Annotated in this window: 14 protein-coding genes; 8 read left to right on the plus strand and 6 right to left on the minus strand. The window is 47.5% G+C overall.

All coding sequences use genetic code 11. The annotated features are described in order from the left end of the window. Window positions 1–27: 27 nt before the first annotated feature. The 5 genes from RT717_RS00670 to RT717_RS00690 all read right to left on the minus strand — a co-directional run bounded on the left by RT717_RS00670 (window position 28) and on the right by RT717_RS00690 (window position 8,396). Window positions 28–426, minus strand: a complete 399-nt coding sequence (locus RT717_RS00670; RefSeq protein WP_317489819.1) for a response regulator — start codon at window positions 424–426, stop codon at window positions 28–30. A 348-nt stretch (window positions 427–774) separates the two neighbouring features. After that, the gene (locus RT717_RS00675) at window positions 775–1,542 is read right to left on the minus strand and encodes a YdcF family protein (RefSeq protein ID WP_317489820.1); all 768 of its coding nucleotides are present in this window, start codon (window positions 1,540–1,542) and stop codon (window positions 775–777) included. Window positions 1,543–1,546: 4 nt separating this feature from the next. After that, window positions 1,547–4,345, minus strand: a complete 2,799-nt coding sequence (locus RT717_RS00680; protein WP_317489821.1) for a S9 family peptidase — start codon at window positions 4,343–4,345, stop codon at window positions 1,547–1,549. Further along, on the minus strand, window positions 4,342–7,380 hold the full coding sequence (locus RT717_RS00685) for an ATP-binding cassette domain-containing protein (protein WP_317489822.1): 3,039 nt from the start codon (window positions 7,378–7,380) through the stop codon (window positions 4,342–4,344). Before RT717_RS00685 ends, RT717_RS00680 begins: the two co-directional genes overlap by 4 nt. 104 nt (window positions 7,381–7,484) lie before the next feature. Next, entirely contained in the window at window positions 7,485–8,396 is a 912-nt protein-coding gene (locus RT717_RS00690; protein WP_317489823.1) for a hypothetical protein, read from the minus strand. A gap of 143 nt (window positions 8,397–8,539) precedes the next feature. Here RT717_RS00690 and RT717_RS00695 point away from each other — a divergent pair, with 143 nt between their 5' ends. Next, window positions 8,540–8,764 carry a hypothetical protein gene (locus RT717_RS00695; protein WP_317489824.1) on the plus strand — a complete coding sequence of 75 codons (225 nt, stop codon included), beginning with the start codon at window positions 8,540–8,542 and terminating at the stop codon, window positions 8,762–8,764. Between the two features lie 117 nt (window positions 8,765–8,881). Further along, window positions 8,882–9,805, plus strand: a complete 924-nt coding sequence (locus tag RT717_RS00700) for a S1C family serine protease (RefSeq protein WP_317489825.1) — start codon at window positions 8,882–8,884, stop codon at window positions 9,803–9,805. Window position 9,806: 1 nt separating this feature from the next. On the opposite strand, the gene RT717_RS00705 is transcribed toward RT717_RS00700, so the two are convergent. Beyond that, entirely contained in the window at window positions 9,807–10,094 is a 288-nt protein-coding gene (locus RT717_RS00705; RefSeq protein WP_317489826.1) for a YciI family protein, read from the minus strand. A gap of 111 nt (window positions 10,095–10,205) precedes the next feature. Between RT717_RS00705 and RT717_RS00710 the strand changes: the two genes are divergently transcribed. From RT717_RS00710 to RT717_RS00735, 6 genes are all read left to right on the plus strand, one after another. Then, window positions 10,206–12,038 carry a 7TM diverse intracellular signaling domain-containing protein gene (locus RT717_RS00710; protein WP_317489827.1) on the plus strand — a complete coding sequence of 611 codons (1,833 nt, stop codon included), beginning with the start codon at window positions 10,206–10,208 and terminating at the stop codon, window positions 12,036–12,038. A gap of 240 nt (window positions 12,039–12,278) precedes the next feature. Next, the gene (locus RT717_RS00715) at window positions 12,279–15,317 is read left to right on the plus strand and encodes a SusC/RagA family TonB-linked outer membrane protein (protein WP_317489828.1); all 3,039 of its coding nucleotides are present in this window, start codon (window positions 12,279–12,281) and stop codon (window positions 15,315–15,317) included. Then, window positions 15,317–16,831 (plus strand): RagB/SusD family nutrient uptake outer membrane protein, encoded by a 1,515-nt coding sequence (locus RT717_RS00720; RefSeq protein WP_317489829.1) that lies wholly within the window; start codon window positions 15,317–15,319, stop codon window positions 16,829–16,831. Before RT717_RS00715 ends, RT717_RS00720 begins: the two co-directional genes overlap by 1 nt. 43 nt (window positions 16,832–16,874) lie before the next feature. Then, window positions 16,875–18,146 (plus strand): Ig-like domain-containing protein, encoded by a 1,272-nt coding sequence (locus RT717_RS00725; RefSeq protein WP_317489830.1) that lies wholly within the window; start codon window positions 16,875–16,877, stop codon window positions 18,144–18,146. Between the two features lie 71 nt (window positions 18,147–18,217). Beyond that, window positions 18,218–20,215, plus strand: coding sequence for a glucoamylase family protein (locus RT717_RS00730; RefSeq protein WP_317489831.1), 1,998 nt, complete (start codon window positions 18,218–18,220; stop codon window positions 20,213–20,215). 6 nt (window positions 20,216–20,221) lie between these two features. Continuing rightward, window positions 20,222–21,574 carry a glucoamylase family protein gene (locus RT717_RS00735; protein WP_317489832.1) on the plus strand — a complete coding sequence of 451 codons (1,353 nt, stop codon included), beginning with the start codon at window positions 20,222–20,224 and terminating at the stop codon, window positions 21,572–21,574. The last annotated feature ends 43 nt before the right edge of the window (window positions 21,575–21,617 follow it).

The following is a 21,617-nucleotide window of genomic DNA, read 5'->3' on the forward strand; positions in this document are numbered from 1 at the left end:
GGAATGGATTAATACAGAATCTCCCCCTCAGCCGAATCCAAAGTGTTCTTTAGCAATACTTCTGAGGTTTGACTCAGACAATGGTTTAATGATGAACCCGGTTACTGATTTATAAGACAGTGCTTTCTCTTTGTCCTTTACATCTACTGAGGAAGAAAGGATAAAAACCTTGCAGTTTTTGATGAAACTGGATCCTGCTTTTTCTATCCCCTCAATTATTTCCCATCCATCAAGCAAAGGCATGTTGATATCAACCATTAACATGGTCGGATAACTTTCCTCGGTCAGTTGTTTGGTTAGGTAGTCAAGCCCTCTCTGGCTGTTTGTGAACTGTTTAATCTCGTCAGTACATCCGATGTTTTCCAGCGCTTTGCTGCAGAGAAACTGGAAAATTTCATCATCATCAATTATTACCACTCGCTTCATAGAGAACCAGAAAATGTGTATTCAATTAGTTTGTACTATTGATTTTTTAAGAAATGATGGACAGCAAATTGACACCTTCTTATAACAATCGGTGTTCAATGACTGTTCACTAATCTAACTGAAAGGCTGAATTATTTGTATGTATCTACTTTAAATTTTAACGAACGCTTATAGAGAGTAGATTTTGATGGAGAAGAAGATTTTCACTTGCTCTTTTGGTTAATTATGTGCCGAAAAGCTAAGCTGAAATACGTTATTATTAGCAAAATTATCGCTGATAATAACATTAAATATACCAATTTGTTCGGACGAAAGTTGCCTGGTCGCTGTAGTTTGTTTTAGACGTATTTAGATATAGCCAGCCACTTTGTAACTAATGATACCGACCCACTCTCGAATCAGCAATTCCCAAATGCGGAGGCTGTTGCTGGACGGAATTATTAAATCCAAAGGACTCCATTCCCATGGGCCTGAATAAAGATCGGTGCTGAATGCCATAGGCTGGAGCCCAACCTTGTTGAAACATGCCAGTGATCGCCGCATGTGAAAAGCAGAGGTGATTAACAGAAACGGCTTTTCTGGCCAATATTTTCTAATAAGCTCAGCACTGTAAAGCGCATTCTCTCTGGTGTTGCGGGAATCACCCTCAACGAAGAGGTGGTCGGGGGAAACACCAGCCACTAGAGCGGTTTGTTTCAGTCCCTCCGACTCGGATACTTCCTGATAAAGCAGAGAACCAGAACCACCTGTGATCAGGATGTTATCTATTTTGCCTTCATGGTAGAGCTGAATAGCGTGAATGATCCTATCTGCCCCCTTGTCGAAGTGTACCCTGTCTTTTGGCTCTTGCATAGGGTTGGTTACACCTGTGAGAACAACTCCTACGGCAACGGGCTCTGGAAGACTGCTGATCAAAACAGGTCTCACTTCCCACAGCTTCATGGCCAAATTAGAAATGGCAGGATTGGTGAAAAAGATTAGTAGAGAAAGCCCAACGAGCCTCAGCCTTTTTTTCCATCCTTTTTTTTTAATGAAATGAGGCAGCAACATGCAGAGCATTATCCAACTGACGGGCGTAAGCAACCAGCTAAGTATTTTGGAGAGGATGAAAAACATGGGTTTACTTGTGGTCTTCGCTTAGTTCAAGTCCATAATTAATGCCTTTTTCAACTGCTGGAACGCCTTCTGTCATCCAAAGAGGGGCAGGAGCGTCCATCAGGTAATAGTCGAAATACTGTTGCATACGTGTAGTCCAGTCTTTTCTGTTAGGATACCTCAACGGCCAGTGTGGCTGGTCGTTGTAGGAGATCATCCAGGTGGGCTTTCCAAGCCTTTTGAGGGCTGAAAACAATTCTATACCCTGGTACCAGGGAACATGGCCGTCGGCGTCGTTGTGCATGATCAGCAGCGGTGTGTTGACCTTGTCGAGCCAGAATAATGGTGAGTTTTCCAGGAACCTTAACGGGTACTCCCATAGCGACCCACCTATCCGGCTTTGGGTGTGTTCGTATTGGAACATCCTACTCAGGCCGGTTTGCCAGCGAATGCCGCCATAGGCACTTGTCATGTTTGGCACAGGGGCGCCTGCTTCGGCTGCTTTGAATAGCTGTGTTTTGGTAACCATATAGGCTATCTGATATCCACCCCAACTATGGCCCTGTACGCCTATTCTGTCCTTGTCGACAAAGCCCTGCGATATGAGCGATGTAACGCCAGGCATGACGCAATTGATTGCGCTTTCGCCAGGGTAGCCAATTTTGTAAACAATGTCTGGCACAAACACCACATAGCCCCTTGATGTGTAGAAGGTGAAGTTGATGATTGACCTCCCAAACTCAGGAGTGATATGATTGTGAAAGTTATCAGCATTTTGCTCGTAGAAATAGACCATCATCGGGTACTTTTTCTTTGGGTCAAAGTTGTCTGGTTTAAAGAGCATCCCTTCCAGCGGAATGCCGTCGAGTGACACCCAGTTGAACAATTCTTCCGTTCCCCAAAGGAAATTCTGCTGCTGCGGATTTACGTCGCTTATTTGTTCTACGTTCGAGAATTTGTTGTTGGTGAGCTGCAGGTTGGGAAACTCACGGTAGGTTTCCCGGGTAAAGAGCCACGTGTCAGCATTTAAAGCTTTCTTTTCAAATTGAAGTTGGGCATCTTCCATTATCAACTGTGAAGGAGCGGCGCTTCCTTTGAGCTTAAGCGCAAAAAAGCCGTGTTGTTTTTTCTCATTCTGAAAGCCTTTTAGAATGATCTCAGCATTGGCTTTGATCGACGTTTCCTCGGGGTCAGTTTTCACATAGCGATAAGTAACGGAAGTTTCCCGTCCGTTGCGGGTAATCCGCTCTTTGGTGGCAGGGTTCAAGGGATCAATTTTCCATATATCAAACCTGTCGTAAACGAGGATGTGGCTGTCGTTCTCCAACCAGCCAGCGATGCCATAAGGAGAAGGGAAATTGGGCGAGTCGTTTTCCTCATCCGAAAAAAGAACTTTTGAGTTATCGGTTAGCTTACGAATGGTGCCGGATGTCATTTCCAAACTATACCAGGCGCTATCGGCTACATCGTACCAGTACCCGAACTTGCCGGCGGGTGAAATATTCTCCATCAACCGGGCCTTTTTCTTTGCCAGCTTAGCAGCACCAGTGTTGATATTGATAATGTAAATGTCCTGATTGATGGGTGATCCTTCCCACTGAGAAACCACCCGGTATTCAGCTGATTCGTAGCCTCCAAGTGCAAAGTTGCCAACACCTTCCTTCGTTATTTTCACCTCCTGCAGCTGGAGGTTTCCCAGTTGCACGGGTTTTTTGGTGTCAAAATGGTATACGGCCAGATAGCCTCTTTTGAGTTGGTCGTCCGACAGCACTTTCTGCCTTGGCTGCAGATAATCATCTTTGTAATGCCACACGTCCACTTTGGCTTTTTCTTCATCCAGCAGCGTAGTGTCTCCCACAAGAGGCTTGGGTTGGGTGCCAAAAAACAGCCGCTTATTGTCATCGCTGAACTTCAAGTCCTGAGGGGCCATTTGCCACTCTTTCATCAGAAAAGGATCGTCGGCTTTTACGATCACCCTGCCGCTGTCCTGGCCCGGCGTCCATTGGAAAAGGCCATACGTTTGAAAGGGTTTTTTCAACGTGTCGCTATCAAAAAGGAATGCCAGTCTGCTACCATCGTTTGACAGCCTGAGGCCATCGTATTTACCCTTGCTGCGAAACACCGGTTTCATGGCCAGGTCGTTCTTGCTCACTGTATAAATGCCTGGCGAAAAGCCTTTGTCGTCACCAGTTGACTGGAAGGCCAGTCTGCTGCCGTTTTCGCTGAACTCGTAGCTGGTTACAAATGGGTAAGTCTGGTGGGTGCCATCTGCCAGCTTAAGCACATGCAGTGTGTAGCCGTTATCGTCGCTTACTTTTTTCGCTTTTTTTGACGTCGAGTCTTTCTTGTCTGGTTTCGCTACCGACAAATAGGCTAGCCACTCGCCGTTCTTTTCTGGAAGTTTAAAGGATTTTACTTCTGCTATTTTTTCAAGGGAACCATCGGAGAGTTTGTAGATGGCCAGGGAGTCTTTTGGTAGCTCGTCTTTCTTTTTCTTGAGCCGTTTCAAGGCCCTAAGCGAGTCCAGCTGTGGCTCCACCAGGGCGATGAGGTGCTTTGAGTCGAAAGTGAATTTTGGCCTGCTGCCTCGGGGAATGATAAAGTCAGCTTTGGCGCTGAGATTTTTAATAACGAGGGTATTGTCACCTTCATCGGGGCCGAAAATGTATTCGGCCCATTTGCCATCGGGCGAAAGGTCTTCGGTTTTAATTTTTTTCCAACCGGCCACATCTTCGTGTGTCAGCGCTCTCTTTTGAGCCAATAGATCAGAAGTGCCAAAAGCTACTGCCAGGCACAGACAAATTTTAAAACTACGGTACATCATTTTCTTGGTTTTCGCATAGAGGGGACACCACTGAATCCCTTCATTACTTTTTTGGGTATATCAAAATAAAGGGTGATGATAAGGATGATGCTCATCGCCCAGATAATGGCAGCGTTGAAGTACAGCGTGGGGTAGTATGTTCCCAGAAAGTGCTTTTCCGGCACAAAGAACCCAGCCCTGAAGTCAAATGGGTGCAACGGCTGCGGCCTGCTATAAATAGGGTATATTTTTTGGATAAGGTGGCCTCTTTTTTCAATGATTCTTTCTTGCACGGCGGTGTTTTTCACCATCTGACCAATGCTTTCATTTTCGTACTCATTTTTCAGTGCAATATACTCCTGTCTCTCCTCATCGGTTTTCGTAAGTGACTGAACTGTTTCATCCTTTTCTTTGAAAGCCTTATTGTACCGATTGTTGTAGAACTTTCTCATGGCTTTCATGAAGTCCATACTCTCCTCAAAAGTGACTTCATCGAAGTCCTTTATGTTCAGCTTTTCGTAGGATGGCAGTTTGTCGTAGCCCACCATATCGAGTTCCTTGCCCAGCTCGTTGCGGAGCAGGGCAAATCTCTCCTCGAGGGAAGCTGCATATTTCTCTTTATCAGTTACATTATGACAATACTCCAGTGCTGCTTCCAGCTTGGGAGCCCAATACACTGTTTTATATTCCGACTGGGCCATGTCTCTATCAAACTGGTAGAATTGGCTGGTGAAGGGGTTGTCTTTGTACTGAGTAACCGCCAGGGCCTCAAAAGCCCACCGGGAGGCCATTATTTCACCAATGACCGGCACTTTAGTGTTATTGGCAAACGTTGGGTTGAGCTTGTCGAAGTTCACCACCACACCGCTTAAAATCAGCTGTGGAATGAGCAGGATGGGAATGATAATGTAGATAGTAATAGCCGAATTGAAGGCGGATGATATGTTCAGTCCCAACACGTTGGCAAAGCACGATACTGAAAAAAGCACCAACCAGTACGACCAGGTCATACTGTCAATCTCGAGGATCCAGTCGCCTATGAGCACATAGAACAGTGTTTGGATGGCAGAGAACGAAAAAAGTATCAGGAGCTTGGAAACCAGGTAGCTCATTCTGCTCAGATGAAGGAAGGCCTCCCTTTTCAGGATTTTACTGTCTTTAATGATCTCTTCGGCGCTTACCGTGAGCCCCATGAATAGCGCCACAATCACACTCATGAAGAAAAAAGCCACTATGTTGAGGTTCTCATAGAAGCTGTATGATTTGGCGGGGTCGTAGTACCTCACGATGTAGGCCAGGAGGGCTGCCAGCAGAGGCGCCTCGAGCAAGTTAATGGCCAGGTACTGTTGGTTGGAAAACTTGGATAGGAGATCTCTTGTAGCGAAGATTCTTATCTGCTTAAGTCTGTTGGGTATACTGAGCGTTTTTTCGGGCAGCGACGGTTCTGGCTTTACTCTGGGTAGCGTGATGTGTTTTTTGAAGAAACCGTACCAGTCCAGGGGTTGGAACTTTCGTTTGTCCGTCACGTGTCCATACTCATTCACCACCTTGGTTTCGATGATGTTGAAAATTTGCTCGGGATTAACGTTGCCGCATTCCACACATTCGCCTCGCTCCGCATCTACCAGGTTCACGATGTTTTTGAAGTAAATCACTGCATCCACAGGGTTGCCATAGTAAATCTGGTAGCCGCCCACATCGAGGATCACCAGCTTGTCAAACATTTTGAAGATCTCCGACGATGGCTGGTGGATGACCACAAACACCATTTTCCCTTTTAGTGAGAGCTCTTTCAGCAGATCCATGATGTTCTCGGAGTCTCTTGAAGACAGCCCACTGGTTGGTTCATCCACAAAGAGCACAGAAGGCTCCCGGAGCAGCTCCAAGCCAATATTCAGCCGCTTACGTTGTCCGCCGCTGATTGTTTTTTGAAGAGGAGAACCCACTTTTAAATCCCTGGTTTCGATAAGGCCCAGCGATTGGAGCGTTTTTATGACTAGCTCGTCAATTTGTTCATCGGTTTTGTCGGTAAAGCAAAGCTTGCCTGCATAAAAGAGGTTTTGATAAACTGACAACTCTTCTATCAGCAGGTCGTCCTGTGGCACATAGCCAATAACACCTTCTATCTTTTTTCCATCCTTGTGTACATCGATACCGTTGATCAGCACTGATCCCTCAGAAGGTTTTTCTGTACTGTTCAGCACGTTCAGCAGCGTGGATTTGCCAGCGCCGCTGCCGCCCATTAAGCCAATGAGTTTTCCGCCATCTTCTGCAATATTGATATTTTGAAGGCCCAGCTTGCCATTTCTGAACTTAAAGGACACGTTGTCTGCCTGAAAGCTGATTTTGGTAGAGGCCGTTTCGTTTCTGAATTTTGAAACGACATCGCTATAGTAAAGCGATTTTGAAATACTACTGCGAACACTGCTTCCTGAAGAAAACGCCTGAATCCTGTTGCTCTTCAGATGGATGCCATTGAGATGTAAAGATGCTCTTCCGACGTATTTAATAAAGTAGTTTTCAATAACAGGAATTCGAAGTATGGCAATAAATCCGGGCAGGCCGTCCAATGTGATGTGATGAGATTTAGCAGGACTAATTTCCATACCATCATCTGCAATCAGTATGTTGGTGTTATCAAGCCTGGTGCGATCCGTGTACATCACAAACGTTTTCATCAGATCGATCGCTTGTTCTTTAATATTGAACCTGTCTCCGATAAAATAAACCAGCTCCTTCTCCCGCTCGCTGATCTCCCCGTCGGCCACAATCACCTCCAGGAGATCAATCATTACTACTATTTTTTGCGACTGGGTAAGCTCTTTGTTAATGCTCTCAGTAAGCGATATGATTTCAGCCTTGTCGTCAAAATTTTCTTTTTGAAGCATTTCGGCGGTCAGACTATCAAAAAAGTTCATGTACTTGTCCTGATCCTGCCTGCTGATATTTTCCTCTAGAAACTGCAGGATGGATAGCCGTTCGTCGTCCGTCACGTCGTCTTCCTTGGCTACAATTGCCAGCAGGTGTATAATCGCTTTAAGTAGTTGTTCGCTCATGGCAAAGTTGTCGGTTGTGGTCGGGAGCCTCTAAATATAAAAAAAGCATTGAATGGAATGTTCAATGCTTTGATGAAGGGTCAAAACTTTAATACTTTTTTCAATTAACCGGTAATGTCTTTTCTCACCCTTTGTATTTCAGTGGCAAGTTTTTGAAGATCATGCTGATGCAGAACCACGCCTCCTTCATTATTGTTTATTTTTTGCTCCAGTTCAGCCAACTCTTCATACTGAAACCTCAAGATATTCATTTCGGAGATTACGTTGGCAATCGTTTCATCTTGCTCTACGTGCTTCAGAACGGAAATAAGATCCAGCAGTGCCATTTTTTGGTTCAGCACTATCCTCATCAGCGGCTCAAGTATCACATCCCGGTTGCTTTCACTTAGCTGGTCGGCTGGGTACTGTTCAATTACCTGAGTAGAAATATACAGGCCTTCCACAAAGGAGCCTGCCAAAACGAGGGCTGCCATGGTGAGCCTGTCGCCGGCTTCCAGCTTTTCTTCAGCCACCTTTATGGCCTCATTGATAATGAGGGCCAATGAGTCATTGTTTCCAATGCTCTTTTCAAACCGGGCTAGCAGCGACATGTCAAACGCCGAAGCAATGCCAATTTTGTCGGCCATTTTTTGGCAGCCTTCCATGTAGTCCAGTGCTTCCTGGGCCTGGTTGTATGATGAAAGATAGCCTATATCGGCGGCGTAGACGCCAAGGTTAAGAGCGGACTTATCGTTGGAGGTAAGGTAGCTCTCTACTTTGCTCAGGTCGTTGACAAATTCTGCCCTGAAATCAGCGCCGGTAGCTTCCAGAAGAAAGGGTACTTCTGATGGAGCAGGCAGGTCGTGTATCACTTTGTCGATTTCATTTTCGAGTTCCTGCTCTGCTGCATCAAACTCTGCGGCAGCCAGGTCTTCAGCTTTGTCCTTCGATTTGTCGGAAGAACCACATGACGTTGAAAAAAGAAAAAATGATACTAGAACTGATAGTGCTGCTAGTTTGGTAAGGTTATTTTTCATGGTTTGCATAGTGAACGGTTCGCTCGATAGGTAGAATTGGTTATCCAATTTTAACACTTTTTGACCTCTTATTAAAATATCACATTACTTAATGTCTGCCATCGTTTGGCTAAATCTAATTGCAGTCCTAATCTTGTGATTTCTTGCAAAACTTCTTTTCTTCTTCCATGGGCATTGCGTTCAACAGCTTAAGGGTCGGTAAAAAATACAGACTGGTGAATTACCGGGAGGTTTTTGACTTTGAACTAATGGAGATAGTGGACAGGCACGAGTTCAGGTTAAAAGATATCCACACGCTGGAAGAATATTTTATGTCGGATCTTCTGCGATTCGGACGGGGCAACGACTTTTCCATTATCGAAAGGTAGTGGCTGCCATTTTTTCCTGTTTAGTGTCGCTTGATGTCTGAGATATGGCCGTTCTGGCAGCCAGAACCTAAATGGGTATTTTTTTGTGATAGCTAAGCCAAACGAAAGGATACTTGCATGGATAATTTTTCAAAACTCATATACAACGCCGTGAACAAGGCGAAAAATGCTGTAGTAAAAATCGACGTTCAAAAAAAGAAAGACGGGAAGCTACAGTCCGGCGGCTCAGGTTCTGGATTCATCTTCTCATCCGATGGCCTGTTTCTCACCAACAGCCATGTGATCCATGGCGCCGATAAACTCACAGTGACATTGCTGGACGGAACAAAGGAAGAAGGCTTTGTGGTGGGGGAAGATCCGGATGCCGACCTGGCTGTAGGGAAGATTTACGGGGGCAACTTTACGCCTGCCAGTCTTGGCGACTCTTCGAAGCTCAATATCGGGCAGTGGGTTATTGCCATTGGTAACCCATTGGGTTACCAGCATTCTGTAACAGCTGGGGTTGTGAGCGCCTTAGGACGGTCGCTACGCACTCAAAGCGGAAGGCTGATTGATAGCGTGATACAAAGCGATGCAGCCCTCAACCCCGGTAACTCCGGCGGGCCTATGATTGACACCAGCGGCGAGGTGGTTGGGGTAAATACTGCCATCATCGCCCGGGCGCAGGGGCTGAGCTTTTCAATAGATATTAACCTGGCCAAAGACATTGCCGGCCAGCTCATCCGTCATGGCAAGGTGGAAAAGGCATTCCTGGGAGTGTTGATTCAGGAAATTGATTTGCACCCACGATTGATCAATTTCTACAGGCTGGAATCCACCAGAGGCCTGATGGTGACAAAAATTGAAAGGGATTCACCGGCTTTCCGTGCCGACTTGCTCGAAGGCGATATTATTCTCCAGCTCGACGGCGAAGACATCACCTCATCGACAGATCTTTTCAGAAAGCTTTCGCACGAGAAGGTAGACAAGCAAGTGAAACTCACCATTGTGCGAAATTACCGGACGCTGAAAGAGGTGGAAGTAGTGCCTCTGAAGCGATAGCCTATAAATCCACTAAGCGTATCGTCTTGACCTCTATCCTGTCCCACACTTTTCCGGTGGTGTAGGGGTCGGAGGCGATATAAGCATCTACCTCCGCTCGGGTATCGAACCGGAGGTAGAGCGTGGAGCCTATCATTTTGCCTGAAGCATCCAGCATAGCGCCGCCCGCAATCAGGTGGCCGGCTGCCTTCATCTTTTTGGCATTGTCGAGGTGTGCCTGACGTGCGGCCATGCGCCTGTCGATGGCGGCAGCATCGGTGAAATCGTAAGCGTTGATTTGAAAGTCCATTTCGAAAGGTAAGCCCGAAGCATGTAATTGAGCAACTGGTTGCACGTTTTCTTATCAAGTGGCTTGAAAAATGTTAACTTTAAAGCCTGCAAAGCCACCAAATTCCAGCTCATGGTTGTTTTCTCATTCCTGTTTGCATTTTTCACCAACTGGATTTCCTATCCACCGGTTTATGATATAAGCACCATTGACGGGGAGAGAATCCTGTTTATTCAGGAGTTGGAATATATTGAGGACAGCACACGATCGCTGACCTTTGAAGAAGTAAAAGAGCAACGCTTTCATACCAACGCCTCCTTCCAACCCAGAGACTACAATCCCTCATCGGCCTACTGGGTCAAGGTGCGTTTGTACATCCCAAAAGATAATCAGGAACAATGGCTCATTGAGTTTTATGACCAAACCATTGATAACCTGAGGGCTTATGTCCCCACAGTGGAAGGTGATTATCGCTTGCTGCAGTTCGGCGATCAGTTTCCTTTTGAGCAGAAAACGTTTGAGCACAAAAACTTTGAAGTGCTTATTAATGACCGGCTTGAAGGAGTGCAAACCTTTTACTTCAGGATAGAGTCACACGCTTATGTTGATATACGCATAGTGCTTAGCACCATCAACCAGTTTGTGCACTACGCCCTCAATGAGTACTTCCTGTATGGAATTTTCTATGGAATGATCCTGATGATCATTCTGTACAACATCCTCATTTACATTGCCATTCGTGAAATCAAGAACCTCTATTATACCTTCTACATCCTGAGTGTTGGGGTGTTTGCCATGTGTGTGGATGGCATTGCCTACCAGTACCTGTGGCCTAACTGGCCCGAATGGAACCAGGTGGCCCATGGGGTGGCCCTTTTCTCAGTTATTTTCTGGTCTATTCTGTTTTCAAGGAAGTTTCTCAACGTTACGGCCAGGGCACCTAAGCTGACCAAAATTATTGATGCTGTCCTTATCCTGAGAAGCTTGTGGTTCTTGTTTGCGCTGGTGTTTGATCACGAGCTTTTTCAGCTTCGAAATATTGAGATCATACCGCTGTCTATTATTTTCTACGCAAGCATATACGTGTGGGCCAGGGGCTACAAGCCGGCCAGGTTCTTCGTGGTGGCTTACGGGTTTCTTTTCTTAGGCTTCCTTGTCAAAGCCATGGTGATGCTGTCTGTTATCCCCATCAGCATTCCGTCGTACTACAGCCTGCATGTTTCGTTCGTTGTAGAAATGCTTTTTTTGTCTTTTGCACTCAGCGATAGGGTGAGGATTTTGAAAAGCATGAGAGACAGGGCATTGTTCAGGATCATTAAGCAGCATGAGGAAAATATGAGCCTGAAAGACAAGGTCAACAAGGAGTTGGAGCAGCGGATAAGGTTGAGGACCATTGAGCTGGAAGACAAAAACAACCTGTTGAGGGAGGTGAATGAGAAGCTGACTGCTCAAACCAAGGAAATTTCGCAAATCAACTCTATTCTGGATCTTGATAACTGGAAACTGAAAAACAACATCAAGGAGATATTGCAGAACAGGCTTGTCAACAAAAACCTTACCCTGGAAGAGTTTAATGGTATATTCCCCGACAAATTGAGTTGCTACAGGTTCCTGGAAAGGATCAAGTGGGAGGAGTCGTTCAAATGCAACAAGTGCAATAATGACAAGTACATCACCGGCAAGGATCATTTTTCCAGACGCTGCAGCAGATGTGGCTATATTGAGTCTGTCACCAGTAACACCATTTTTCATGGCATCCGTTTTCCTATCGAGAAGGCCTTTTACATTCTGTACGTAACCAATAACCAAAGCGAGCGATTCACCCTGGATCAGCTTTCAGAAATGCTGGACCTGCGGCGCAATACTATATGGAGTTTTAAGAAGAAAATTGAGGAACTATTGAGTACTGTCGACAAGCCAGAGAAAGACTATTTGAGAAACTTTTTTATGGTGCATTCCAATTAAAACAAGCGAATTGATGAAGTTTGTTACCGAAACGTGATACGGAATCGTTTTCGGTGTCAGTAAATGCGCTATACGTCATTTTTTAATGATATTGAAGCGATACAAATAAGGTGATAATACCTTATTATAGAGCAGTCTTCCAACTTCTTTTCCCCTCACAAATTAAAAAGTGATCGCGGATGCTAGTATCTTTTCACTATCGTTCAAAAGCAACATTAAATATCTACTTATAAACTGCAAATGAAACACACCTTACGATTAGCATCTGTAGTGCTTTTCATCGTTATGTCGATGGGTAACCAGGCAACTGCTGTGGCCCAGGGCAGCGTTGTCAAAGGCAAAGTCACTTCACAGGATGATGGGGAGGGGCTGCCAGGAGTGAGCATACAGGTGGAAGGAACCAGCCGGGGGACTGTAACAGATTTTGAAGGTACCTATTCGCTAGAACTCCAGAGTGGAGATAACAGATTAATCTATTCTTTTATCGGATACAAAACCGTGACGGTGGATGTTGGCAGCCGGTCGGTAATTGATCTGGTGATGGAGCCTGACATAGAGCAACTGGAGGAGATTGTGGTGGTGGGCTATGGTGTGCAGCGCAAAAGCGATGTTACGGGAGCCGTAGCTTCTGTTCGTGGCGGCGACCTTACTAAGATCCCTGCTGCGAATCCTATGCAAGCGCTTCAGGGCAAAGTGGCCGGTGTGCAGGTAAGCAGCGGCTCAGGCCAGCCTGGTGCGGCGCCGGTTGTTCGAATAAGGGGCGTTGGTACGTTCAACGACTCCTCGCCTATATATGTAGTAGATGGTGTCATTCTCAGCGACATCTCATTCCTCAACTCTTCTGATATTCAATCAATGGAAGTGCTGAAGGATGCCTCGGCAACTGCTATTTATGGTTCCAGAGGTGCTAATGGTGTTGTGATTATCACCACTAAGCAAGGTAAGATAGGCGACGAGCAGACTACATTTAGCGTCAATACTGAATACAGCGTTCAGAAGCTTTCCAGGAAGATAGACCTGCTCAATGGCAAAGAGTTTGCCACCGTGGTGAATGACATTAACCCGGGCTCCTACAACAATGTGGATGCCGTGCCCAACACCGATTGGCAGGATCTGATTTTTGATGTGGCACCTATACAGAACCACCAGGTGTCGGCTACCGGAGCCACAAAGAAGACGCAATACTACGTGGGCCTCGGCTACTTCAACCAGCAGGGCATTATCGACAAGTCGAAGTATGAGCGACTTACGTTGAAGCTGAACAATACGTATAAGTTTTCCGACAATGTGCGGCTGGGCAACAATATTACCGTGGCTCCCTATTCTCAGCATGTAGCGCCAGGCGTTGTGTACCAGGTGTACCGGGCGCAGCCTGTCGCCGTTCCACGATATGACGACGGCAGCTTTGGCGTGGTGCCCAATGTGGGCAACCCGCTCGCCGATCTGGAGAATTCCAACAACTTCAACAAAGGCTTGCGAACTGTGGGCAATGTGTTTACCGACATCAAGCTGTTCAAGGATTTTACCTTCCGGTCGAGCTTTGGCGTGGACATGGCCTACAACAAAAACAAGAGCTTTACGCCTGCCTACACGGTTTACAATGCTAACGGCACTGCCTCGCAGCAGCAGAATTTGTACAGCGACTTGAGCAAAGAGAATAGAGAGAACTTTACCTGGTTGTGGGAAAATACCCTGACCTACAACAAAGAGTTCGGCAAACACCGGGTAGAGGGACTTGCTGGTTTCACCAGCCAGAAAACTACTTCCGAATACCTGAGCATCAGGGGTGAAAACATCCTCAGAGACGGACAGGACTTCTGGTACCTCAGGCCCAGCTATATTGTGGACGAAAGCAATAACATCAACACACTGAACAGCATTGCCAATGGCGTAGACGCCGGGCAGTACTACTCAATGGCTTCTGTTCTTTTCCGTGTCAACTACACCTACGACGAGCGCTTCCTGTTTACCGGCACGTTCAGACGAGATGGTTCTTCTAAGTTTACTGATAGCAACAAGTATGCTAGCTTCCCGTCGCTGGCACTAGGCTGGAATGTGATCAATGAAAGCTTCATGCAAAACATCACCGCTTTAACCAACCTGAAGGTGAGAGCCAGCTGGGGCGCTATCGGAAACGAAAAAATACGGTACAACCGCCAGTTTTCTTTGGTGCAGAATGAACTGAATCCAGTGTTTGGTGTGGAAGAGGCCCTGAACCCGGGTGCAAGCTACGGCGTAACCGGCAACCCCGACCTGAAATGGGAAACTACGTATCAAACTGACCTGGGCCTTGAATTTGGCCTGCTTAACCAGCGGTTAACGGGTGAACTTGACTACTACCGGAGGGAGACACAGGATATTTTGGTAGACCTGCTCACCCCCGGGCACCTGGGCAACGGGCAGGGGCAAAGAGTCACTTACAATGCAGGTTCCGTTTTGAACAGCGGCTTCGAGTTTAACTTAGGCTGGTCCGACGAAATTCAGGGAGTAAAGTACCGTATTGGTGCCCTGGGGTCTACTGTGCACAACGAAGTGCTAAGCGTAGGCGGCAATAGTGGTGTCGACTCTACGCTGGTAGGTGGTTACCTTGGCGACGGCCGTCCGGTGACATTGAGCAGGGAGGGGCTACCTATCGGTGCTTTCTATGGCTATCAGATAGACGGTGTTTTCCAAAACCAGGCTGAGTTAGATGCCTACCCGCACGATTCTCAGGCCCGGCCGGGAGACCTCATCATAAGGGACGTGAACGGAGACGGTAAAATTAGCCTCGGCGACCGCACCTACATGGGCTCACCCATCCCCACATTCATTTACGGGTTTAACCTGGAGGCTTCCTACAAGGGGTTTGATATCAATGTCGATTTTCAGGGGCAAATGGGCAACAAAATCTTCAATGGTAAAGAAGTGGTAAGGCCTGATCCTTACAATTTTGAAAGGCATGTGATTAACCGCTGGACAGGAGAAGGCACAAGCACCTCTGAACCCCGAGCGAGCTTTGGAGGAATCAACTTCGCACCGTCTACCAGATTCATTCAGGACGGCTCCTTCCTTCGCTTTCGTAACATGACCGTTGGCTACACTATCCCTGAAGCAGCGCTTGAGCGGATCAACATGAACCAGGTAAGGGTGTATGTGCGAGGCACCAACTTATTCACTGCTACCAAATTCACAGGCTATTCGCCAGAGTTCGGTAGTGAAGATGTGTTGAGCAGCAACATCGACAGAGGAGCTTACCCTGTGTCGGCCATTTATTCAGCCGGTTTAAACATTTCCTTTTAATGAGTTACAAAATGAATTTTCCACAACATATACGCCAAATAGTAAAAAAAGGAGCATTGGTGCTGCTTGTACTGGTTCCTTTTGCTTGTCAGGACTTTCTTGATATTAGTCCCCAGGGTGACCTCACGCAGGCGTCTTTTCCACAGTCGGCCGCTGATGCACTGCTGGCTACCAATGCCGCCTACAGCACCCTTCGCAACTGGTCCTATCATTCGGGTGGCTATCCAATACTGGATATCATGTCGGACGATGCCCGCAAAGGCAGCAATCCCAACGATCAGCTCCCAACGCTCGGCCCTTTCGATACTTTTACTTTTAACACCACAGCCGATGGCCTGGATCGCTGGTGGGCTGCGCTTTACGAAGGAGTGAAAAGAGCCAACGTCGTCATTGAAAAAGTACCTGAAATAGCGATGGAGCAGGCGAAAATTGATTTATACGTGGCTGAAGCCCGTTTTCTGCGTGGGCTGTTCTACTTCGACCTTGTGCGTGCCTGGGGTGGTGTGCCTCTCATTACAACGCTAACCCCTCCTTTAAGGGCTGCACGGGCGAGCAAGGCGGATGTTTATTCTCTGATAGAAGGTGATCTTTCTTTTGCTGCGGGTATTCTGCCTGAGAAAAGTGAAGTAGCCACCGAAGACCTCGGCAGGGCAACCAAAGGTGCCGCCAAAGCGCTGTTGGCCAGGGTTTACTTGTTTCAGGGCGATTTCGTTAAGGCTGAATCCTATGCACTTGAGGTAATCAACTCTGGCCAATATGACCTGGAACCTGATTTTAACGATGCCTTTGGCGAAGCGGGAGAACATGGCGTGGAATCAGTCTTCGAAATTGGTGCCCGCCGCAATGAGGGAACCAACAACGGCGGTAACCAATACTCCAACGTGCAGGGCATCAGAGGATCTCCCAACAGAGGCTGGGGATTCAATCGCCCCTCCATAGACCTGATGAACTCTTTCGAAAACAACGACCCACGCATGGACGCAACCATCATTTTCCTGGGTGATGTGCTGGGTGGCGTGGTAACGATCGGCGATGGCACCACACCCGACGAAACCCGTGATGCTAATGGAAACCTGATTGAGATAGAAACCTATAATCAAAAAGTGTGGACCGAGGGCAGCAACACCATCACCTCATGGGGGCACAACCGACGCATTGTGCGGTATGCTGATGTGCTGCTCATGGCTGCTGAAGCGCTGAACGAAAACAACAAGTCGGCACAAGCATTAACCTATCTGAACATGGTAAGAGCCCGGTCCAGGGGAGGCAATGCCTCTATTTTACCCGACATTACCGTTACAGACAAGAATCAACTCAGGGAGCTCATTATCGAAGAAAGAAGACATGAGCTGGCCATGGAAGGGCATCGGTTTTGGGACCTGGTAAGAACGGGCAAGGCACCTGAAGTGCTTGGTCCCCTGGGTTTTGTGGCTGGAAAACACGAGCTGCTCCCTATTCCTCAAACCGAAGTAGACCTGTCGGAAGGAACACTGGGGCAGAACCCCGAATACTAAAGAATTTAAATTTTAAACCTCAATAATTATTAACTACATCATTATGAAGAAGGCAAAATTAATTTTCAACTCGCTGTGGGCACTGGCTATGGTGGCTACGGTTTCTTTTCTGATAAGCTGTGGAGGCGATGAAGAAGCGGCTGTTGAGCTCACAATAGTGAGTCTGAACGCTGGAGATGATGACCTGAATGGTGCCACGAGCCCGGATGGTGTATCTGTATCCTCAGTAATTTCAGGCATTTTCTCAACAGACCTTGACCCTGCATCTGCTGCGTCAAATATAACTTTGGTTAATGACTTCGACGATAGTGAAGTGGATATCAATGTTGTGGCCAGTGGAAGAGCTTTAACAATCACCCCAGCAGAGCCCCTTTTTGGTGGCTCGCTCTATGTTTTGACACTGAAGGCTGGCCTAAGTTCGACCAAAGGAAAAACTTTAGGAGCAGACATCACAAGAACCTTCACCACTGTAGGGTCTTTTACCCCCCAAAATGTAATTGCCCACTGGACATTTGAAGACAATGCTGATGATCAGGTGGGTGACTTTGACGCTGATGCTGAAATTGCTATCACTTACACTGATTCAAGGAATGCGGCGGCAGGTAAGGCGGCTACGTTTGATGGCGACGTAAGTATCATTGAAGTACCTGGCGCAGCGGAGCTGATGAACAGAGCGGATTTTACCCTAAGCTATTGGGCGAAAACCAACTCTGAGGGACACGTCAATGAAACTGGAGATCCAACTGGACATTTCGTGATGGGCTTGGGTGCATTTCACGGGTTTCAGACAGAAATAACTGGTAGCTATCGTGACTTTAAAGTCGCTTCTACGATGGAATATGGTGATGGAACCACAGGGACTGGTGGAGATCTTGTGTGGAACGGTGATGGTAAAACAAAGGATAATGAAGGTTGGAAAGGAACGGTATTTAGCAAAGCTGATGGAGATTTGACTGCTTCTTTGAAAGATAAATGGGTTCATGTAACCTTTGTTTTTAGCGGAACTGAGAAGTATCGGGAACTTTATATTAATGGGGACTTAAAGAAGAGGCAGGAATTTGAGTTGTGGGGTTCAGAATACAAGGAACCGACGGCAGTGGGCCTCAAATTTGATAATAGTGCTGAAGTTGAAAATGTTTTGGCTTTTGGCTTTGTGCAATCAAGAGGCGGAACGCTCTGGAGCAATGAGCCTTGGGGCAACTACAATTTACCAACATCGCAGCACTTCAAAGGAAAGCTTGATGATGTAAGGATCTTCTCTGTAGCTGTTACTGCTGAAGAAATCAAGAAAATGTACGATTCAGAAAAGCCTTAGTAGTTAGATTGAATTGGTTTAGTAAATGAGGGTTCCTGTTTAGGAACCCTCTCATTTTCCCCAAAATTTTGATGCACAATAAACTTACTCCCTTCTTTTTAGTACTCAGTTTACTCCTGACTTCCTGCGGAGGGGAGGACGATGATGGAACGACTCCCGATCTTGTCTTGCAGCTCTCCAAAGGTAATATTGGTACGTACTCGTTGAACCTGAACAATTCGGACGAAAACATCGATGCCCCAATTGATAAACCCCTGGTTTTTACATTCACCTCTCCCCTGGAACAGTCCACAGTGGCGTCGTCAGTGGAGCTCAAAGACAGTGAGGGCGTAGTCGTCACCCTCGATTTTTCCTTCCTCGATGACGACAAAACTTTTTCTGCCTCCACCGAAAATGGCCTCGAGGGCAATGAAAACTATACCCTGGAGATAAAAAACACGCTAAGAGGAACCAGCAATGAAAAATTTGGCGGGCTAACCGTTTCATTCCAAACCGTTCCCAAAGAAATTAACGTCACCCAGCTACTCATCGATGGAGTGGACTACTTCTCAGCAGAGCGGATCGTTGATATCAGCTTAATGCCCTCTTTTGAAATTACCTTCTCTTCTCCGGTAGATGCGTCCACGATCACAGATGCCAACGTCCGCATTTTTTCTTCCAGCGGATTATTGTCCTCCGCCATCACGCTTTCTGAAGATAAAACTACCTTAACCATTGTGCCTTCCACTGCTTTGAAGGGCCTTCAGAAAACCCAGGTTTGGCTCTACGAAGCCATCAAAGGCGAGGAGGGGGAAGTATTCAATTTCTACAAAAAGGACTTTTACACCACCTACGACCCCACACCGGTGTTTCCGGAAATAAGCGATGAAGCGCTGCTTACGCTGATCCAACAAAAGACATTCAGGTATTTCTACGACGATGCCCATCCGGCGAGTGGCATGGCCCGGGAAAGAAATTCGTCTGGTAGCACCGTCACCACTGGCGGAACAGGCTTTGGCCTGATGGCCATCATTGTGGGCATAGAACGTGGCTTCATCACCCGGCAGCAAGGCATCGATCATTTTGCCAAAGTCATAGGCTTTCTTGAAACTGCCGACCGTTTTCATGGGGTTTGGCCCCATTGGCTCAATGGTGACACCGGTGCCGTGCAGCCTTTCAGCACCAAAGACAACGGCGGCGATCTGGTAGAAACCTCCTTCCTTGTACAGGGCCTGCTGACCCTTCGGCAATACCTCAACGCCGACAATGCTGCCGAAGCTGACCTGGTTAGCAGAATCAACACCATGTGGGAGGAAGTAGAGTGGGACTGGCATACCAAAGGTGGGGAGAAGGTGCTGTACTGGCACTGGTCGCCCAATTTCGGATGGGAAATGAACCACCAAATCCGTGGCTATAACGAGGCGCTCATTACCTATTTTCTTGCTGCCGCCTCTCCAACGCACGCAGTAAGTGCCGACGTCTATCACAACGGCTGGGCCGGCAATGGCTCCATCAAAAACGGCCGCAAGTTCTACGACATTGAGCTGCCTTTGGGTTACGACTACGGCGGTCCGCTTTTCTTTGCGCACTATTCCTTTTTAGGGTTAGACCCTAATGGACTGAGCGACACTTATGGTGACTATTGGGAGCAGAACGTAGCCCACAGCCGTATCAACCAGGCCTACTGCGTAGCCAACCCCAAAGCCTTTGTCGGCTACAGCGACCTTTGCTGGGGCCTGACTGCCAGCGATAACCACAATGGCTACTCGGCCCATTCTCCTACAAACGACCTCGGTGTGATCACACCTACTGCGGCCCTGTCTTCATTCCCCTACACCCCCGTGGAATCGATGAAAGCGCTTAAGTTTTTTTACTACACCTTAGGTGACAAACTGCTGGGCGAAAATGGCTTTTACGACGCTTTCAATATCACTCAGGGCTGGACAGCCAACTCCTACCTGGCCATCGACCAGGGGCCAATTGTAGTGATGATAGAAAACCACAGAACTGGGCTGCTGTGGGATCTTTTCATGAGCGCCCCGGAAGTGCAGCCCGGGCTTGACAAACTTGGATTTACCTCCCAAAGATAAACGACTATGAAGAACAACCTTTCCATTCTTATCGTGCTGGCAGTATTAGGACTAAGCGCCTGCTCGCCAAGCAAACCTGCCCAGGACAGCGCTACAGACGAGGCTACCATCAGCGACGACTCCCTCATGACGCTGGTTGAGTACCGCACCTTCCAATACTTCTGGGATGGAGCCGAACCCAATTCGGGCATGGCGAGGGAACGGTTCCATACCGACGGCAACTACCCCGACAACGACAAGCACATCGTTACCTCCGGCGGCAGCGGCTTTGGGGTGATGGCTATTCTGGTGGGGATCAAAAGGGGCTTCATCACCCGGGAGCAGGGACTGGAGCGCATGACCAGAATTGTAGGTTTCCTGGAAACTGCCGACCGCTTTCACGGAGCTTGGTCGCACTGGATCAACGGTGAAACGGGCAAGGTAAAGCCCTTTGGTGAGAACGATAACGGCGGCGACCTGGTGGAAACAGCCTACCTGGTGCAGGGGCTTTTGGCGGTGCGTCAATTCTTCAACGAAGGCACGGAGGAGGAGCGGGCCCTGGCCAACCGCATCGATACGCTTTGGAAGGAAGTGGAGTGGGACTGGTACCGCAACGGTGACCAGGACGTGTTGTACTGGCACTGGTCGCCCGACAAGGGATGGAAAATGAACTTCCCGGTCGAAGGGTGGAACGAATGCCTGATCATGTATGTGCTGGCGGCATCGTCACCCACGCATGGCATACCGGCGGAGGTTTATCACAATGGCTGGGCCCGAAGTGGTGCCATTCTCAACGATTCTACCCATTCTCAATACGGTTACCACTTGAACCTGAAGCATAATTTTGCGCAGCAATATGGCGGCCCTCTTTTTTGGGCGCACTACTCCTTTGTCGGGTTAGATCCCCGCAACCTTAAAGACAAGTATGCCGACTACTGGCAGGAAAACAGGAACCATACGCTGATCAACCGACAGTGGTGCATCGAGAACCCCAAAGGATATAAAGGGTACGGCGAAAACTGCTGGGGGCTGACGGCCAGCTACTCAACAGGGTTTTATGCGGCCCACCGGCCCATGGACGAAGACCTTGGGGTGATTACTCCCACGGCGGCCCTTTCCTCATTCCCTTACACGCCCGAAGAAAGCATGAAAGTAATGAAGCACCTTTATTTCGACCTGGGCGACAAGGTGTGGGGTGAGTATGGCTTTTACGATGCTTTCAGCGAACAAAAGGACTGGTATGTGAAGTGGTACCTGGCCATCGACCAGGGCCCCGAAGTGGTGATGATAGAAAATCATAGATCGGGCCTTCTGTGGGACTTGTTCATGTCAGCACCTGAAGTGCAGAGTGGTCTGGACAAACTAGGATTTACTTATTAGTCTGTAACAAAACAAGGAGTCTCTTGCATTAAAACTAATTTAT

Source organism: Imperialibacter roseus (genome assembly GCF_032999765.1).
Taxonomy (GTDB): Bacteria; Bacteroidota; Bacteroidia; order Cytophagales; family Cyclobacteriaceae; genus Imperialibacter; species Imperialibacter roseus.